Origin of the sequence: Idiomarina aquatica, from assembly GCF_003987185.1 — a bacterium.
Taxonomy (GTDB): domain Bacteria; phylum Pseudomonadota; class Gammaproteobacteria; order Enterobacterales; family Alteromonadaceae; genus Idiomarina; species Idiomarina aquatica.
The window spans coordinates 377,662-394,467 of sequence record NZ_PIPS01000002.1; the positions used below are offsets into that span (position 1 = coordinate 377,662).

General features: G+C 51.8%; 13 protein-coding genes and 1 pseudogene. 10 read left to right on the top strand and 4 right to left on the bottom strand.

The window, feature by feature from the left end; genetic code table 11:
• The first annotated feature begins 2 nt into the window (after positions 1-2).
• Positions 3-1,808, top strand: coding sequence for a phytase (locus CWE23_RS08640; protein ID WP_241970593.1), 1,806 nt, complete (start codon positions 3-5; stop codon positions 1,806-1,808).
• Positions 1,809-1,876: 68 nt separating this feature from the next.
• Here the strand turns inward: CWE23_RS08640 and CWE23_RS08645 are convergent, their stop codons facing one another.
• Positions 1,877-3,280, bottom strand: a complete 1,404-nt coding sequence (locus CWE23_RS08645) for a purple acid phosphatase family protein (protein ID WP_198678819.1) — start codon at positions 3,278-3,280, stop codon at positions 1,877-1,879.
• A gap of 174 nt (positions 3,281-3,454) precedes the next feature.
• Here CWE23_RS08645 and CWE23_RS08650 point away from each other — a divergent pair, with 174 nt between their 5' ends.
• On the top strand, positions 3,455-4,471 hold the full coding sequence (locus CWE23_RS08650) for a helix-turn-helix transcriptional regulator (RefSeq protein ID WP_157982922.1): 1,017 nt from the start codon (positions 3,455-3,457) through the stop codon (positions 4,469-4,471).
• A 234-nt stretch (positions 4,472-4,705) separates the two neighbouring features.
• Positions 4,706-5,050, top strand: a pseudogene (gene ssb, locus CWE23_RS08655) (single-stranded DNA-binding protein); the annotation flags it as partial.
• Between the two features lie 103 nt (positions 5,051-5,153).
• On the opposite strand, the gene CWE23_RS08660 reads toward ssb, so the two are convergent.
• Positions 5,154-5,423, bottom strand: coding sequence for a hypothetical protein (locus CWE23_RS08660; RefSeq protein ID WP_126820027.1), 270 nt, complete (start codon positions 5,421-5,423; stop codon positions 5,154-5,156).
• 191 nt (positions 5,424-5,614) lie between these two features.
• On the opposite strand from CWE23_RS08660, the gene CWE23_RS08665 reads away from it, so the two are divergent.
• Both CWE23_RS08665 and CWE23_RS08670 read left to right on the top strand, forming a co-directional pair.
• Positions 5,615-6,484 carry a WYL domain-containing protein gene (locus CWE23_RS08665; protein WP_126820103.1) on the top strand — a complete coding sequence of 290 codons (870 nt, stop codon included), beginning with the start codon at positions 5,615-5,617 and terminating at the stop codon, positions 6,482-6,484.
• A 43-nt stretch (positions 6,485-6,527) separates the two neighbouring features.
• A complete protein-coding gene (locus CWE23_RS08670; RefSeq protein WP_126820028.1) occupies positions 6,528-8,222 on the top strand; it encodes a class I SAM-dependent methyltransferase in 1,695 nt (564 codons plus the stop codon).
• 192 nt (positions 8,223-8,414) lie between these two features.
• Here CWE23_RS08670 and CWE23_RS08675 read toward each other — a convergent pair whose 3' ends face one another.
• The gene (locus CWE23_RS08675; RefSeq protein WP_105306514.1) at positions 8,415-9,413 is read right to left on the bottom strand and encodes an NADP-dependent oxidoreductase; all 999 of its coding nucleotides are present in this window, start codon (positions 9,411-9,413) and stop codon (positions 8,415-8,417) included.
• A 187-nt stretch (positions 9,414-9,600) separates the two neighbouring features.
• On the opposite strand from CWE23_RS08675, the gene CWE23_RS08680 reads away from it, so the two are divergent.
• Positions 9,601-9,996 carry a hypothetical protein gene (locus CWE23_RS08680; protein WP_126820029.1) on the top strand — a complete coding sequence of 132 codons (396 nt, stop codon included), beginning with the start codon at positions 9,601-9,603 and terminating at the stop codon, positions 9,994-9,996.
• A 3-nt stretch (positions 9,997-9,999) separates the two neighbouring features.
• Entirely contained in the window at positions 10,000-10,323 is a 324-nt protein-coding gene (locus CWE23_RS08685) for a helix-turn-helix domain-containing protein (RefSeq protein ID WP_105306512.1), read from the top strand.
• Positions 10,324-10,400: 77 nt separating this feature from the next.
• On the opposite strand, the gene CWE23_RS08690 is transcribed toward CWE23_RS08685, so the two are convergent.
• Complete coding sequence (locus CWE23_RS08690) at positions 10,401-12,686, bottom strand: TonB-dependent receptor (protein ID WP_105306511.1); 2,286 nt, start codon at positions 12,684-12,686, stop codon at positions 10,401-10,403.
• Positions 12,687-12,976: 290 nt separating this feature from the next.
• On the opposite strand from CWE23_RS08690, the gene CWE23_RS08695 reads away from it, so the two are divergent.
• The 3 genes from CWE23_RS08695 (at position 12,977) to CWE23_RS08705 (ending at position 16,771) form a co-directional block, all read left to right on the top strand.
• Positions 12,977-13,999, top strand: coding sequence for a LacI family DNA-binding transcriptional regulator (locus tag CWE23_RS08695; RefSeq protein ID WP_105306510.1), 1,023 nt, complete (start codon positions 12,977-12,979; stop codon positions 13,997-13,999).
• Between the two features lie 79 nt (positions 14,000-14,078).
• Positions 14,079-15,317 (top strand): MFS transporter, encoded by a 1,239-nt coding sequence (locus CWE23_RS08700; protein WP_198678820.1) that lies wholly within the window; start codon positions 14,079-14,081, stop codon positions 15,315-15,317.
• Positions 15,314-16,771 carry a trehalase family glycosidase gene (locus CWE23_RS08705; RefSeq protein ID WP_126820030.1) on the top strand — a complete coding sequence of 486 codons (1,458 nt, stop codon included), beginning with the start codon at positions 15,314-15,316 and terminating at the stop codon, positions 16,769-16,771. The genes CWE23_RS08700 and CWE23_RS08705 overlap by 4 nt, the downstream gene beginning before the upstream one ends.
• The last annotated feature ends 35 nt before the right edge of the window (positions 16,772-16,806 follow it).

Sequence of the window (16,806 nt, forward strand, 5' to 3'; positions counted from 1 at the left end):
CCGTGAAACTTAATACGATAACCGGCGCCGTTTTATCGGCGCTGATGCTGACATCCGCCTGCGCTTCTAATGCCGGACAGACACCGATTCGTCATCAGGCTGTGGTCGGGGATAGCACCGTGGTGGCGACGAATACCGGTGTTTATTACGGCGAGCAACAACTGGTAGAGGGAGATTTCTTCCACTTAAAAGCGCTGCAATTAACGTCCGGGGCGACTGTGTTTGCGGCCGTTGAGGGTAACGATCAGCAGTTGCATCTGTGGCAGGCTAAAGACGGCAAAGCAGAGCCGTTATGGCAGGGCGAAATTACTACTCGTGTGGTTGAAGACTTGTGTTTTTACGAGAGTCGTGAAAATCGGCAACTGTCGGTATTTTTGCTCGGTGGCCGTGGCGGTGCTGAGCAGCGCTTACTGCAACAGGACGGTCAATGGCTGCCACAGCCGCTGACCATTCGCGCCATGAATGTCCCTTTTGACAGCACGGCCTGCGCCGTATCGCAAGAACAGGGTAAACTCTATGTGGCTGAAGCCGATCAGGCCATCTGGGCATACAATGCTGAACCCGAGGTCGACGAAGGACGTGACTTAATCGCGGCCAAAGCGCCGTTCGGTGACATTCAAGCCGAATTGAAAGCGCTGGAATTGATGTCCGATGGCAGTCTGCTGGCATTGGAAGAAGAAGCACCGCGGCTGTTGCTTTATCGTGCCGACGATAATGGCTATCAATTTGAGCGCGCGATGAGCTTTGACGGGATTAACGCGCTTACCGATATTTCGCTGACGGCTGATGGTGATGTGTTGCTAACCGAAGAAAACCTGAATGCGATGCAGACTGTGCAGATCGACGTTGCGGCTGCGACAGAGCCGCGGTCGCAACAGCCGGTCGCCCAGGTTGCGGCGACGCTGGAAACGCAGCCATCACCGCGCCGTGGTGATGCGATTGATGATCCAGCGGTATGGGTACACCCCAATAAGCCCGCGGCGAGCCGGATATTGGGCACCGATAAACGCACCGGCCTGTATGTGTATGATATGCAGGGTAACATTGTGCAGGAGTTGGCCGTCGGCCGTTTAAACAACGTTGATGTGCGTGGCAACCTGGCCGCTGCGACATTGCGAGATGACAACAGCATTCAGTTATTTTCCATCAGCGACGACGGCGTGCTGACACCTGCCGCTAACCAAACCACGGACATCGAAGAAATCTATGGGCTGTGCATGGGTTATGACAGTAACACTGAGCAAGCGTCCGTTTACATCAACGGTAAATCCGGTCGCATTCAGCATTACCTGGTTAATGCCGACGGCAGTTTGCAGTTAGCGCGAGAAATGCAGGTGCCGACGCAACCGGAAGGTTGTGTGGTCGATGACGCCAGCCAGCGTTTGTTTGTTGGTGAGGAAGATGTGGCGGTCTGGTTGTTCGATGCTAAACCCGACGGCGGCAGCGACGGTGACATCGTTATTCGGGTAGCGGATCATCCGCAACTGGTGGATGACATCGAAGGCCTCGCCTTTGCCCGTATTAACGGAGAGCCCATGCTGTTTGTGTCCAGTCAGGGTAATGACAGTTATATGGTATTCGATGCGCAGGCGCCGTGGGCGCAGCGCGCCCATTATCGCATCCGCACTAACATTGAGTTGGGCTTGGACGGCGCTTCGGAAACCGATGGTATCGAGGTAACCACACACTCATTAGGCGCAGGTTTTGAACAGGGCGCGTTCATTGTTCAGGACGGTCGCAACCGGATGCCGGAAGCCGGGCAAAACCTGAAGCTGGTGCCGCTGCAAGCGATCATCGATCTGCTCTGAGCCGGTGTTATTGGTTCGGCATAAAAAAACCGGCTTCGAGCCGGTTTTTTTGTGGGGTTTCGAACGCGCTATTTTTTAATCGGTTGTGCGTAGATAACGTCGGTGCCGTTCCAGCAGCGATCGTCACGTGCTGGCGCTGGGTTCTGACAGCGACGTTCAGCCGTATCCGGCACTTGATCCGTCAGGCGCTTGGAGCCGTCAGCGCGCTTATGCAATATAAAAGCATCGTACAGCTCTCCGGTGGCGGTGTAAGAACGGTACGCTACCTGTTGCTCGGAAAACGCCAGCGTCTGGAACAATTGCGTGTCTTCCGCGGTACGGTGCATCACCCGTTGTGCTTCATCGCTGACCAAATACATTTTCGGTCCGGCAACCGAAACCACGTAAACAGGCCCCGAATGGTCGGACAATTGACTGTGGCGTCCGTACGTATGGTCATGTCCCTGCAAGACAAAATCGACATCGAATTGTTCGTAAATGGGCTGCCAGTATTTACGTAAAGGCGGATTATCACGACCTTTCGATACCGATTGAATGGGGTGGTGATGAAACACCACGGTCCAGCGGTTGGGGTTGTCGGCTAATACGTTCTGCAGCCACTCAGCCTGACGCTTGGCGTGTGCTTCATCTTGTAACGCTTCGGTGGAATCCAGTGCTATGTATCGCACGCCCTGGACGTCGCTGAAATAAACGGTGTCAGACAACGCGTCTGGGCCGTTACCCGCCACCGGATAGTGTGCTGTCCAGTTTGGCAGCAGGTGACGAATCGGATTGTCATCATCACTGCTGAATTCGTGATTGCCGGCTGCCGGTAGCTGGTTAACGGTAGCTGCCATCCAGTCCACGGCTGCGAACCACTCGCCCCATTCGTCATCGTGAATGCCATCACGGGAGTTCACCAAATCACCGGCGTATAACATGACCTTGGCCCGAGGCGCGGTGCGCAGACTTTCTCTTACGGTCCGTGAAAAATGAGAATAAACCGCATTTTGCGCGTCGCCAAAATACAGCGCGGTGTAAGGGCTGAACGTTGCCGCTGGGGTTCGGAACTGGTACCAATCACTCCAGGTACCGTCGCCGCTGACACGATAAGCGTACAAAGTATCCGGCGTTAATCCGTCAACGGTGACACGGTGGTGCTGTGCTTTGCCGTTAGCGCTGGTTAGACGAACGTGTTCCGCGCTGTATTCCGTTGCCTTAAGATGCAAGCCGGGCGAGGGTGTCGCCGCGGTAATTTGTAAAAGCGCAGGTTCGGACATTACCTGGGTACGCCAACTGAAAGTCTGACTGCGGGCGGGGGAGGCCGTCGCAATCAGCGCCACGCGATCAGGAAACGCCGATACCTTATAACGCATTTCGCCTTCAGGTACTGAGGTATTGGCGGGCTGAGTCTCAACCGCACTCATGGTGTCGCTGGTCGTTAAGATCAGCGCCATAGCGCAAGCGACTTTGGTTAAGGGTGACAGATGCATAAAGGTTCCTTTTGCGGATAAAAGATTCAGCTTATACTGCGGCAGTGACATCGATGTTGCGCATAACGGCCAGACTGAGCTGATCGGAGCACGCGCTGCAAACAATGGTATTATTCTGTACCCATCTGATAAGCTGTCATGGTTGTCAGAAGAAACACGCAAAAGGAGTTTGCTATGTCCTCACAGGGTTCACGACAAACATTAGTTCGGCAGTGGGAAATGCTAAAGCTATTGCCTACCCGGCCACCGGGAATGACCGCTAAAGACATTTGTCAGCAGCTCAATGACGAAGGCTTTGAAGTTTCTAAACGACAGGTTGAGCGTGACCTTGAGCAGTTGTCGCATTCCTTCGCACTGATCTGTAACGACAAAGGCAAGCCCTACGGCTGGCATTGGATGGAAGGCGCGGGCGCTGACATGCCGGCAATATCCGCAGCCGAAGCGCTGTCATTGACGATGGTCGAAAAAGTGTTAAAACCACTGGTTCCGACGACCGTGCTGAAATCGATGGCACCGCGTTTAAACCAGGCTAAGGACAAACTGACGAAGCTGCAGCAAGGGGCGTCATTCGGCGACTGGCAAAATAAAGTGGCTTACGTGCCGGCCACATTGCAACAGCAAACCCCGAAACTCAGTGATGAGGTGCTCAGCAACGTACAACTGGCACTGTTGCACAACCAATGCATCGACGTTAGCTATCAACCGGGCGCCAAGCCGGATGCACTGAAAAGCTACACGTTACACCCTTTAGCGATGGTACAACGTGGCGTCAGTACCTATCTGGTGGCTTGTGTTGACCCCTATGATGATCCCCGCTTGTTTGCCTTGCACCGTATGCAGCAAGCCACGCCGCGCGACGATAAATCGGTAAAGACGCCGCCGGGCTTTACCTTAAAACACTATATCGACCAAGGCGGGTTGCAGTTTTCCGATGGCAATACGCTGCAACTTAAAGCGCGAATTGATCATAAGCTCGCCATGCACTTAACCGAAACACCGCTCAGTGATGATCAGCACATCACCACGGATGGGGATAAGCACTTGTTAAGTGCCACTGTTGCCGACTCGTGGCAACTGGACTGGTGGGTAAAATCCATGGGAGCGCAAATTGAAATTCTGCAGCCAGCATCGCTGCGCACCAGTATCATCAACGACCTGCAGCAAGCACTCGATAATTATCAGTATCGATAAAAACTCAAGCACTAACGTTAGCTGCTTTTTTGTGACTCGATTGAGTGTTATAGCGGGCCATACTGCTCTTCAATAATTCATTGATTAACCACGCGCATATAAATATGGACAAACAATCGCTAAAAGCAAACATAGCGCGTTATCGTTGGCTTACAACTGTTTGCGCCATCGTTAATAGCAATGCGCCCGTGTTTGGCTAGGCTTTTTCACTTTCATCAAAAAAGGAAAAAGCTGATGTCATCAAAAGGCATAAATAAAGTGTTTATTGTGGGTCATTTAGGCGCAGACCCGATACTGCGCCAGACGCAAAATGATACCGCAGTTGCCAATCTCAATGTCGCGACTTCTGCATCCTGGAAGGATAAAGTCACCGGCGAAACCAGGGAGCAAACCGAATGGCACCGCTGCGTGTTGTATCGGCGGTTAGCGGAAGTCGCCGGTGAGTACCTTCATAAAGGCAGTAAGGTTTATATCGAAGGTCAGTTGCAGACCCATAAATGGCGAGACGATAACGGCACTGACCGATACAGCACGGAGATTATCGTGCGAAATTTGCAAATGTTGGATAGCAAAAGCAGTGCCGATAAAAATCGCCCTGCCACGCATAGCGTTAACTAAATGTACTCAGCCGCCAGTATCGTTACACTGCGCGGCTGGTTCATGCTTAACTTCAGGAACAGCGTCATTTTTCACGCAATTTAAAGATCAAACCTATTACGCCGGCCCAAATAAAGACAAACGGCACCAGCAGATTAACCGCACCCAACGCCCCCGCAGCCAATTTTTCGCTAAGCGAGTAGGGCGACAGCTCGCTAATCCAGAGCTCGTGCGGGAATAATTGCGCATGATACAGGGTTAAAATAACTTTGAAGGCAATACCCACTATGATGTTGACGTACCAAGGTAGTTCGAGGAGGTGATTAAATATCCCGTTTAGTGTCTTTTTAAGCATTTCCATCTTCCTACCAAGTTATTAATTTAAAGCCAGTTTACCGGTAGGAGCGTCATTTTATGTCGCAGTAAATTCGTTGCAATTAACCCCCTTTACATCCACTTCAAAACAAACCACACTAGCGCAAGAGTTCACATAAAAATAACAAGTTAACGATGTCAGAAACTGCTAAAACACGCATTAACGAGTCGATGCTGGAAAAATTGTCTTATGCCCAACGCCAGCGGTTGGCTTACATCGATTTTTGTTTGCTGTTTAAAGGCGAAATTTATCGCAACGATCTGATTAAGCGATTTGAGGTAGGGTTGTCGGCCGGTTCGCGCGATTTCAATCTCTACAAAGAAGTCGCTCCGCAGAATCTGGTGTACGATCATCAATTAAAACGTTATTTTCAAACCGACAGCTTTGAGCCGGTATTCGAACACGATCCTAAACGCACACTGGTGAAACTGGCCAACGACATCAGCGACGGTTTCGATGCCATCGGCGACGTGCAATTTCCGGTGGAAGCGCCGACCAGCCTCAATGTGCCGGACATTTTTGTGATTGCGCGGCTGGTACAGGCGATGCTTAAGCAGCAAGCTGTGATGATCCGTTACACATCGCTGTCGAGTGGTGAAAGTCGCCGCGAAGTGGTGCCGCATACCATTGTGGATAACGGTCAGCGTTGGCACGTACGGGGTTACGATCGCAAAACCGAAAGCTTCCGTGACTTTGTGCTGACTCGCATCAGCGAGGCGGAAATTACCGATAACGCCGGTGTTGAGGAAGGCAGTGAAAGTGATCATGAATGGCATCGGAAGATCCCGTTACAATTGGTTACTCATCCGCATAATGTGACCCACAGCAAAGCCATTGAGATGGACTATGGTATGACCGACGGTGTGCTGACCATCGACGTGCGCGCCGCCATGGCCGGCTATTTGCTGCGACGCTGGAACGTCGACTGTACCGAAGATGCCAGTCTCAATGGTCCCGAATACCAACTTTGGCTGCGCAACCGCACCAGTTTAATGAATACCAGTAACCTGGCCATCGCACCGGGGTATAAGGTGACGTAACTTGCGCCTTAGGCGCAAGCCACGGGTAAACGGGAAAAGGATTATGTCCACAAACATCACCTACTACTCCAAAAACGCCGAAACCCTGGCGGACAATTACAACAGTGTGCCGTTTGAGTCAGTGCATAAAGATTGGCTGCACGAGCTGCCTAAAGAGGGCATGGTGTTGGATGTCGGCGCCGGATCCGGGCGCGATGCACGTTTTATGGCCGCCAAGGGTTTAAACGTCATTGCCGTAGAGCCTGCCGAGGGTATTCGTGAAGTCGCACAAGGCTACACCGTCGGCAAGCCGGTGCATTGGCTTAACGACAGCCTGCCCGATCTCAGCCAGGTGTTTGCACTGCAAACCAAGTTTGATCTTATTTTATTAAGCGCTGTATGGATGCACATCCCGCTGTCACAACGCGATCGCAGCCTGCGCAAGTTAAGCTCTCTGTTAAAACCCAACGGCAAGTTGGTGATTTCGCTGCGTCACGGTGCCTGCCACGACGAACGCACCATGTACGAAGTTTCTGCCGACGAACTGGCGCAATTAGCCAGCCGCTTTGGCTTAACCTATCAGTTACTGACGCCCGAACAACAAACCGACGAACTCGGCCGCGGCGATGTCAGTTGGCAAACCGTGCTGCTGACCTTACCCGATGACGGCACCGGTGCCTTTCCGCTGCTGCGCAACATCGTCGTTAATGACAGAAAGACCTCCACCTACAAAGTTGCACTGTTAAGAAGTCTGCTGCGCATCGCCGAAGGCCATCCTGGTGCGGTGTTGGATCAAACCGAAGATCATATCGCACTGCCGATGGGACTGGTGGCTCTGTATTGGCTAAAGCTTTATAAGCCTCTGGTGGATCATTATGGCATGCACCAGAACAATAATACGTCGGCCGGACTGGGCTTTGTGCAGTCGCGAGGATGGCGGTTATTACAACATACCACGGCCGCCGATTACGCTATTGGCGCGTACTACAGTGGCGCAGAGCAGGCACAAGCGCTGTATCAGACACTCAAAGACATTGCCGCGACCATTAAAAAGAATCCGGCGACTTACACCACTTTGCCCGGTAGCAATACCGCCGTATTTGAGGTTGAGCTTAATCGCACCACCAAACCAACCGCCGGGCTGACCCTGGATCGGCCGTTTTTAGCCTCACTCGGCACCTTTTATGTGCCCAAACACATTTGGGACTCGTTAACCCGCTTTAGCGTGTGGATAGAGCCGGCGCTGGTGAACGAATGGGCGGCGTTGATGCACAGTTACGACGTCAATCGACAACAATTTAACCGTAATGATTATTTAGAGGCGCTGGACTGGAAAGACGATACCCGCAGCACCAACCGCGTTCGCCATCGGGTTAACGAACTGCTCGCCAGCGATGACGTCGCCTGTTGTTGGTCCGGCAAACACATCAAACCCAGCGACTACGCCGTGGATCATGCCTTCCCGTTTGCCCGCTGGCCGAATAACGACTTATGGAATCTACTGCCCACCCGTACAGCGGTAAACGCGAACAAATCTGACCGCCTGCCAAGCAGCGACAAACTGTTGTCGTCGCGCGAACTCATCCTGCATTGGTGGCAACAAGGCTGGAGTGACAACCGCCGAGAGTTTTTTACGCAAGCCAATTTGGCATTGCCCAACTTACACCACAGTAATCAAAGCTTTGACGACGTATTCGAAGCCTTTGCGCTGCAACGCGACCGCATTAAAGATATCCAGCAGTTGGCGGAGTGGGGGTAGGTGAAGCTCTCTTGAGGTTAACTATTATTTACTTTTAAAGAGAGAATTAATAATTAACAACTAAAACGCAAAATTGCCGTCGGGCGCCTAAGCAAAGAAACCAATTCTGGCTGACAAAAGTTAGTTCGTTGCCCGCGAGAGAACCCGCGCTGACCACGACCTTACGCGCTAGGCGCAAGGTCGTGTTTTTGTTTAAAGCTTAACCAACAACTTACCTTTATTATCGCCACTAAAGAACAGGTTCAGTCCGTCAATGGCGGATTCCAGCCCTTCTAACGTGTGCGCGCGGTATTTGATGTTGCCGGACATCACGTAAGGCGTGAGTTTCTCCAGCAGGCTAGGCACCTCGTGGAAATGATCCGGCATGGTGAAGCCCTGGATCTTCAGGCGCTTTTTAATAATCGGGATCCAGCTTGGTCCGGGTGCGGGTTCGGCCTTGTCATAGTCGGCGATCATGCCGCAAACAACGATTCGACCATGCGCGTTCATGTGCTGCATCACATGATGCTGAATGGGGCCGCCGGTATTTTCAAAATACAAATCGATGCCATCGGGTGTGAGTTCGTTTAATTTGGCGCTTAAGTCGTCGGTTTTGTAGTTAATCGCGCCATCAAAGCCTAATTCACTGGTTATCCAATTGGCTTTTTCATCGCTGCCGACCACACCGATTACCCGCAGGCCATCAGCTTTAGCCAATTGGCCGACGATAGAGCCGACGGAACCTGCGGCACCGGTGACTACCAGGGTTTCACCAGATTTTGGTTCGCCGACATTAAACAAACCCTGGGTGGCCGTTAAGCCGGGTAGGGCAAATACCGACAGCACCATCTCGTCAGGCACATCAGCCTGGACTTTATTGATGCCCTGACCATCGCTTAGCGCGTATTCTTGCCAGCCCATCATGCCCATGACGCGGTCGCCTTTGGCAAAGTCGGGATGCTTGCTTTCAACGACTTCGCCAACCCCGGAGCTGCGCATCACGGTATTCAGCTCAACCGGCGGAATATAGCTTTCGGTATCGGGACTCATCCAGCCAAACATGGCCGGGTCTAACGACATGTGAGTTTGCTTAATTAAAAACTGACCGTCGTTAACCGTTGGTAGCTCTTTTTCCACCACTTCAAAAATATCGGCACTCACCGGACCCGGCTCCGGGCGCTTAACCAGATTAATCGCTTTATAAGTTGTCATGTTGTTCCTTATAACGTCATTATTGTGTGCCGTTAGCATAACGTGTGATTGAACGCGTGGGTAGCTTGCGTTCTAAGCACAACTCACCTGTCAAAGCCGCCCGCCACCTGACAGTCGCAAAACTGTCGTATCAACGCTACCATCTGCTTGGTAATGTTTTGCCGACATTCACCAGCGAGAGAAAACAATGAAACGTAGCACGTTAGAACAACTGACTTTTCGATTTAATTTTCGTTTTGAGCACAACGGACACACCATCACCGCGTCAGGCAATAGCATGACCGGTAACGAAGTCGTGCGTGTCGACGGTAACCTGATGAGTGAGCAGCGGGTTATCGCGAAACGCAGTGAGCATAACTTTGAGTTGGATGGCGTGGAGTATAAAATCCGCTTTATCGTCACCGGGTCATTTTTTTGTGAAGTGACCTGTGAGCTGATCAAAAATGGTGAAGTGATTGATTCGCAACATTTACGCTCGATTGAAACGAAAAGCGACCTAATTAAAATGGTGGCGTTGCTGTTTGGTTTGGGATTGGTAAGCGGGTTTTTCGCCGCCAAAGCCGTCCTGATGGTTATGGGGTAGCCGATGCAAGTTGATCAAACCCTAATTACTGATGAGCGAAAACGTCGCAATTGGACGCAGCAGCATTTAGCCGATGCCTGCGGGGTCAGCTTGCGTACCATTCAGCGCGTAGAGCGTGACGGACAAGCGTCGAATGAAACCGTGCAGGCATTAAATGCGGTGTTGGCGATTGAGCTAAGGCAACGTGATGAGGTGATTGCTGCGGAAAAAACAACCCATGTGGGTAACGATAAGCCGCTGTGGTTACAGGCGTTGCCGTTAATGGTGGCGTTGGTGACCGGTATCTTTTTGGGGGCGCTTTTGGCCGTGGTTGTGATGTCTCAGTAACTCGCTTGCGCCTCGGGCGCAAGCGAGAAAGGATAAAAAAGTAACTTGCGCCAAAGGCGCAAGCTACCTAACCCCGTTTACATAAACTGATACGACAGACTGAGTTTGATGCTGCGAGGCATGATGTAACGTCCGTTTGGCGCATCAGGGTTGCGCGGATCGCCTTCGGTAACACCGAGTTCGTCGGTCAGGTTATCAACCGCCAATTGCAGGCGCAGTGCGTCAGTCGGCTCAACCATCAAACCGAAATCGATTTTCTCGTAACCTTCCAGCACTACCGTGTTTTCGTTGTTACCGTAGCGGTCATCAACGGCAGTCAGTGTGGCATAAACCGATGATGGCATATCGGCTAAATCAAACGCGTAGCTCGGCGTTACACGCAGTTGCCAGCCCGGTTGGCGCTGTGCTTCATTGCCTTCATTGGTTGGGCTTTCTGTGATTTCAGTTTCCTGAATGGTCGCGTTAAGCGCTAACGAGAAACCCGAACGATGATCATAACGGCCGTCCAGTTCGATCCCATAGGCCTCATTGGTCAGAATCTCGGCCGGCACACCCGGACGACGAACGAAGGTATCGCCTTTGACTTCGTTGGTAAAGGCGGTCGCGAAGAAGCGAATGTCATCGTTCATAAATTTATAACCGAATTCACCCTGAGTGACTTCTTTGATCAACGGGTTACCGTCGCTGTAAGCGCCGTAATTATCACGGAAGTCGTCAAAATACGGCATTTTGTAACCGCGGTTGGCGCGAATGAATACGCCACTGAAGTCGTTCAGTGCGTAATTAGCACCGACCGTCCAGGAGGTTTTGTCTTCATCGTATTCAACCGGCTTGTTGATGCTGCCGTCCAGTCCTTCATCAACGGTGTAATTAACTTGGTGGTTCTCGCGACGCAGGCCGGCATCGATGGTCAGATCGTCGGTGGCAAACCAAGAACCGGTTGCGTAATAAGCGGTGGTGTCGGCGTCACCAACCGAGCTGATGTCGTAGTCAAAACCGCAACTTACCGTCGGGTCGTCATTACAGGCAATGCCACTCAGCATTTCGCCACCGGGTTGCAATACGTAGTAGGCTTCGTTACCAATACTCCACCAATCGTCGGCTTTGGTGTTGGCGGTATAAAGACCAAAAGACACATCGAATAAGTCAAAGCGTTTAGAGATAGCCAAGTCGTTCGTAAACGACTGGATGTCCTTCAATACCACCCAGCGACCAATTTGCTGCACCGCGGTGTCGCCGGCGTACTCATTACCAGTGACGGTGCCGGTTGCGGTGGCGCCATTATCGGCAACCGCAGCGACGGTGGTTGCGCCGCCCGCCGGCACCAGGCCGTAGGTATTGGCTTCACCCTTGGTGAGATTAAAGCGATCAATCAAACGCCAGCCGTTCGGTAATTCCAGTTTCAGGCTACCGCCGCTGATGTGACCGTCCCAGCCACGACCGTTGCCAAAGTCGAACATTTCGGTGGTGCCGTTATCGGGGCCGTAACTGATATTGGCCTGGCGATTTAGCGGACCGATTTGCGTGTAGCTGGCATCGATGCCATCAATGTTTAGCGGAGTGGGAAGGTACCAGGTGCCGTGGTCATCGGTTTGGCGGGTATAAACATTCAGTTCGCCTTTATCGAATTTCTTGGTCAGGTTAAGGGTAAATTGATTACCTTCTTCGCTGTTAAAACCGGCTTCACGAATGCCTTCTGAGCTTTTCACGTAGCCACCGACCATGTAATACAGGTCGTCAGCGAGTTCGCCGCTCATCACCAGATCGAGGCGGTTAAGCCCATAGTCAGAAACCGAGTATTTAGCCACGGCTTCGGTCATGTCACTGCCACGTTTCAAACGGAAGTTGGTGGTTAAGCCGGGTTGTCCGTTGCTGACGATAGGGTTAGGCCCACCGCGCAGGCCTTCGACCATTTCAATGGTTTCGTCAATGCGGAATATTTGCGAGTTTTCTAAGAACGACAGTGTAGAGGGTGGGTAGACCGGTGAACCTTCCAGCGCGATGGTCAGGAATGGCGCATCACCGCCACCGGGAAAGCCCCGCACCCAGACGTTAGCACCCGACTCGCCGCCCGAGCTTTCCACCCAGACACCGGGTATAGCTTTTAACAGGTCAGCGGTCGATTTAGGGGAAATCTTGTCGATATCGACGCTGTCGATGTTGGTAACGGCAAAGCTGGCATCGATCTTACGGATGCCGGCGCCGCCGGGAGTACCGCTAACGACGATGACTTCAGGCTTTTCAGCCTGATTATTGCTGCCGTTATCGGTTTGGTTTGAGCTAGTGTCCTGGGCGGTTGCAGTACCTGCGAGCGCGACAGAAACTGCGGTCGCAAGTAAACCTTTTGAGAACATCGTCTTCATGGTGTGCTCCTGACTCGAATTCGTTTAGTTGTTATTCTGTTTGGTGGCGTTTATCTGCTTAATTTTTGGTCGCCCACCTTGACCGTGAGGCCAACATAGAATGCCTTGCAATCGTTTGCAAGAACAAAAATGCAAACGATTGCATCTTTTTTGTTTCAATGTTGTTAACTATCGTTTACATAGGTTGATGAAATTATAACCGAGCCGGACTGCCGCGCGAATCTAACCGTGCAGGCTAGGAACAGCGGGATTAAACCGCTATAGTGAAGAAAAAACAACGATAAAGACGAATGGCCAAAAAGCAATCAAGACTGACGTTGGCGAAGCTCGCTGAGCTGGCAGGGGTGTCTACCTCTACCGCCTCGCGGGCGCTCAAAGACAATCCGCTGATCAAACAACAGACCCGTGACAAAGTTAAGGCGCTGGCACGCCAGCATAACTTTAGTATCAATACAGCGGCCAGCCGCTTGCGCACGCGTAAAACTCACGTTATCGCCGTAATTCTTAACCTTATCGAACATACTGAACAGAGCGTTACCGATCCGTTCTTGCTGAAGATTGTCGGCGATCTGAATATGGCGCTTAACGCGCGCGGCTACGAGTTGTTGCTGTCGAACTCGTTTATGGCTACCGACGACTGGGCCAACTATTTTATCGGAAGTCAGCGTGCCGATGGCATCATTGTTATCGGTCAGGGTAAAACCAGCGCCAAAATTGATGCGGCCGCGGACGCCGGGGTGCCACTGGTGGTCTGGGGTGAACCGAAAACGGCGGCGCGCTATCCGGTGGTTGGCGGTGATAACTTATTTGGCGGTCACGAGAGTACCTGGTATCTGCTTAACCATGGTTGCCGCCGTATTTTGTTTCTTGGCGACCCCGAGCATGCGGAAATGCGTCACCGTCATCAAGGCTACCTCAACGCATTAACAGAGCATGGCATTGAGCCCGACCCGGCACTCACGGCCAGCATCGATATTACCTCAACCGCCGCTTATGATTTTATTAATCAACACATTCGCGAGCACGGGCTTAACTTTGACGGCATTGTCTGTGTCAGTGACATGGTGGCGTTGGGCGCACTTAAAGCCCTAAAGGAACGCTATGTCGGTATTCCGCAGGACGTCAGCATTGTTGGTTATGACGACATTGCGCTAGCAGAGCTGATGCATCCCTCGTTAACCACCGTAAGGCAGAATACCCAACAGGCTGCTGAGATGATGGTTAACGAACTGATCAAACAGCTGGAAGGGCAGAGTGCAGCTTCGCAAGTGGTCGAAACTCGTTTGATTGTGCGTCGCTCAACCGCTCAGTAAATGGATTATGCAATCGTTTGCATTTTTTCATGCCGAAAGATAGACTCAGCGATTATCGTTAACAAAGTGTTACTTTCTAATGTCCAGATTGTTGATTATAGCTGCGATTGCAGCGAGCTATTATGTGTTTGCCATTCTGTTGAACAGTGTGGGAACGGTCATCTTACAATCGATCACCAGTTTTGAGGTATCGAAACCTCAGGCCAGCATCTTAGAAGGCTTTAAAGATCTCTCAATTGCGATAGTGTCTTTTTTGGTTGCATCTTTTATCCCGCGGGTCGGCTATAAACTGGCGCTGCTCTGTGGACTGGGGCTGGTTGCGGTGCTGTGTGCGATAACGCCGGGTATTGCGGAATTCTGGTCCGTGAAGTTGTTGTTTGCCGGTGTCGGTACCGCGTTTGCGCTGGTAAAGGTGTCGGTTTACGCCATCATCGGACAGTTGTCCCCGGATACGCGCTCACACTCGTCATTGATGAATGTCATCGAAGGCATTTTCATGCTCGGGGTGTTGTCCGGCTATTGGGTGTTTGCAGCGTTTATAGACGAGGCTAACCCAGCGTCGCTGAGCTGGCTTAATGTGTATTATTTGCTGGCTGCCGTGGTGGCGGTAACCTTTATATTGGTGTTAATTGCACCGGTAGAAAAACCCCGTGCCGAGCCAGCTAAGGCGATGCTGGAATTCGTGACCATGTTGAAGATGGTTTATCAGCCGTTGGTACTGATTTTCATTCTGTCGGTGTTCCTTTACGTCTTAATCGAGCAGGGCATCGGTTCTTGGTTACCGACGTTTAACCGTGAGGTGTTGGGGCTGCCGGTGAATGTCAGTGTGCAGATCACCAGCATTTTTGCGGTATCGCTGGCGATTGGGCGGCTGGCTGCGGGTGCGGTGCTGGCACGGATGAACTGGTATCCGTTTTTAATGTTGTGCCTGATCGCGATGGGCGCAACCATGTTACTGAGTCTGCCGCTGGCACAGCACGTTGGCGACACGCCAATTGCGTCCTGGCTGGACGCGCCGCTGGCGGCATTTCTGGTGCCATTGATCGGCCTAACTATGGCGCCGATTTACCCGGTCATCAACTCGGTGATGCTAAGTTCGTTGCCGAAAAGCCAACATGCGCCAATGACTGGCTTGATCGTAGTGTTTTCCGCGCTGGGTGGCACCACCGGGTCCATTGTTACCGGACTGATTTTTGATGCCATGGGCGGTCAGCAGGCGTTCTACTTATTGTTGGTGCCGATTGCGTTGATCATGGTGACGCTGTTTTTCTTCCGTCGTTCATCGCTGCAGGTTAAGGCGAAGGGGGAACTGGCATGACCACCAGCGTATGGACCGAAGCACTGACATTATTTAACAGCGAGCTGTTTCATGATGTGCAGATGGCGGGGTTGTTTAAGGACAGCAAAACCTTTGCTGATGCCATTGGTAAACAACCCTTAGCGAGCATTTGTGAACACTACCGACAGCAATGTCAGCAACCGGGTTTTGAGTTGGCGGCGTTTGTTGAACAGCACTTCGAACTGCCGGCTGAACCGGACCTTAGCGCGCTTCAGTGTGATGATGTCGATGAGTACATCGCGGCCATGTGGTCGGTATTGCAGCGAGCGCCGGATCAGCGCCAGCATGATAGCTTAATTCCGCTGCAACACCGGTATTTGGTACCCGGTGGGCGGTTCCGTGAAATTTATTACTGGGACAGCTATTTCACTGCCGAAGGCCTGCTGTGCGACGGCCACAGTGATGTGGTGGTCAGTATGCTGGAAAACTTCCTGGATATTCAGGAGCAGGTCGGCTGTATCCCCAACGGTAATCGTGCTTATTACCACACCCGCAGTCAGCCGCCGGTGCTGGTGCTCATTTTTGATTTGGTTCAACACCAGTTAAATGAGGTTCAGCGGGCGCGGGCGATTAAAGGGTTGCAGGCAGAACATCAGTTTTGGATGCAAAACCGAGCGCTGAGACTGGCCGACGGTAGCCTGTTAAATCGCTACTACGATAATGACGCGACTCCACGCCCGGAATCCTATCGCGAAGATTTGAATGCAGTGAGTGGATTAAATGACACCCGGGCTCATGAGTTTATGCGCCATATCCGTGCCGCTTGTGAATCCGGGTGGGATTTCAGTTCTCGCTGGTTTGCTGATGCCAATGATTTTACCAGCATTAAAACCACCGATATTGTGCCGGTTGATTTAAATGCACTGTTGTATCGTTTGGAGTTCCGATTAAGCCAACTGGTTGACGAGAGTTCGCAGCAGCAAGCTTATGCCGAAGCCGCGGCACAGCGTCAGCAGGCGCTTAATCAGTATTGTTATAACGCCGAACAGGGGTTTTATTTTGACTACGACCATCAACAACAACGGCAGACGCCGATATGGTCGCTGGCAGCGGTGGTGCCGTTATTCACTCAATTAGCGAGCCAACATCAAGCCGATGCGGTGGCCGATAACCTCTCCAAATTTTTGCGCCCGGGTGGTTTGGTTACCACCTTAACGGCAACGCAGCAGCAATGGGACTCGCCGAATGGCTGGGCGCCGTTGCAGTGGTTTGCCGTTAAAGGATTAGAACATTACGGTGTTAATGCGCTAGCGCAGGATATCAAACAACGTTGGGTTAATTTGGTTGCTGATTATTATGACGCCAATCACGTCGTGTTGGAGAAGTATGACGTGTGTGATCCCCGTAAAGCGGCAACTGGTGGCGAATATGAAGTACAACTGGGCTTTGGGTGGAGCAATGGCGTATACCAGGCGTTTAAACGAAGCTTATAGAAATTGGTTTAACTTAAAATGGTGAGCTAACATTG

Coding starts and splice junctions, on each gene's coding strand:
- CWE23_RS08645 (WP_198678819.1), bottom strand. CDS start 3,280: ATGCATCTGTCACCCTTAACCAAAGTCGCTTGCGCTATGGCGCTGATC.
- CWE23_RS08650 (WP_157982922.1), top strand. CDS start 3,455: ATGTCCTCACAGGGTTCACGACAAACATTAGTTCGGCAGTGGGAAATG.
- CWE23_RS08660 (WP_126820027.1), bottom strand. CDS start 5,423: ATGCTTAAAAAGACACTAAACGGGATATTTAATCACCTCCTCGAACTA.
- CWE23_RS08665 (WP_126820103.1), top strand. CDS start 5,615: ATGCTGGAAAAATTGTCTTATGCCCAACGCCAGCGGTTGGCTTACATC.
- CWE23_RS08670 (WP_126820028.1), top strand. CDS start 6,528: ATGTCCACAAACATCACCTACTACTCCAAAAACGCCGAAACCCTGGCG.
- CWE23_RS08675 (WP_105306514.1), bottom strand. CDS start 9,413: ATGACAACTTATAAAGCGATTAATCTGGTTAAGCGCCCGGAGCCGGGT.
- CWE23_RS08680 (WP_126820029.1), top strand. CDS start 9,601: ATGAAACGTAGCACGTTAGAACAACTGACTTTTCGATTTAATTTTCGT.
- CWE23_RS08685 (WP_105306512.1), top strand. CDS start 10,000: ATGCAAGTTGATCAAACCCTAATTACTGATGAGCGAAAACGTCGCAAT.
- CWE23_RS08690 (WP_105306511.1), bottom strand. CDS start 12,686: ATGAAGACGATGTTCTCAAAAGGTTTACTTGCGACCGCAGTTTCTGTC.
- CWE23_RS08695 (WP_105306510.1), top strand. CDS start 12,977: ATGGCCAAAAAGCAATCAAGACTGACGTTGGCGAAGCTCGCTGAGCTG.
- CWE23_RS08700 (WP_198678820.1), top strand. CDS start 14,079: ATGTCCAGATTGTTGATTATAGCTGCGATTGCAGCGAGCTATTATGTG.
- CWE23_RS08705 (WP_126820030.1), top strand. CDS start 15,314: ATGACCACCAGCGTATGGACCGAAGCACTGACATTATTTAACAGCGAG.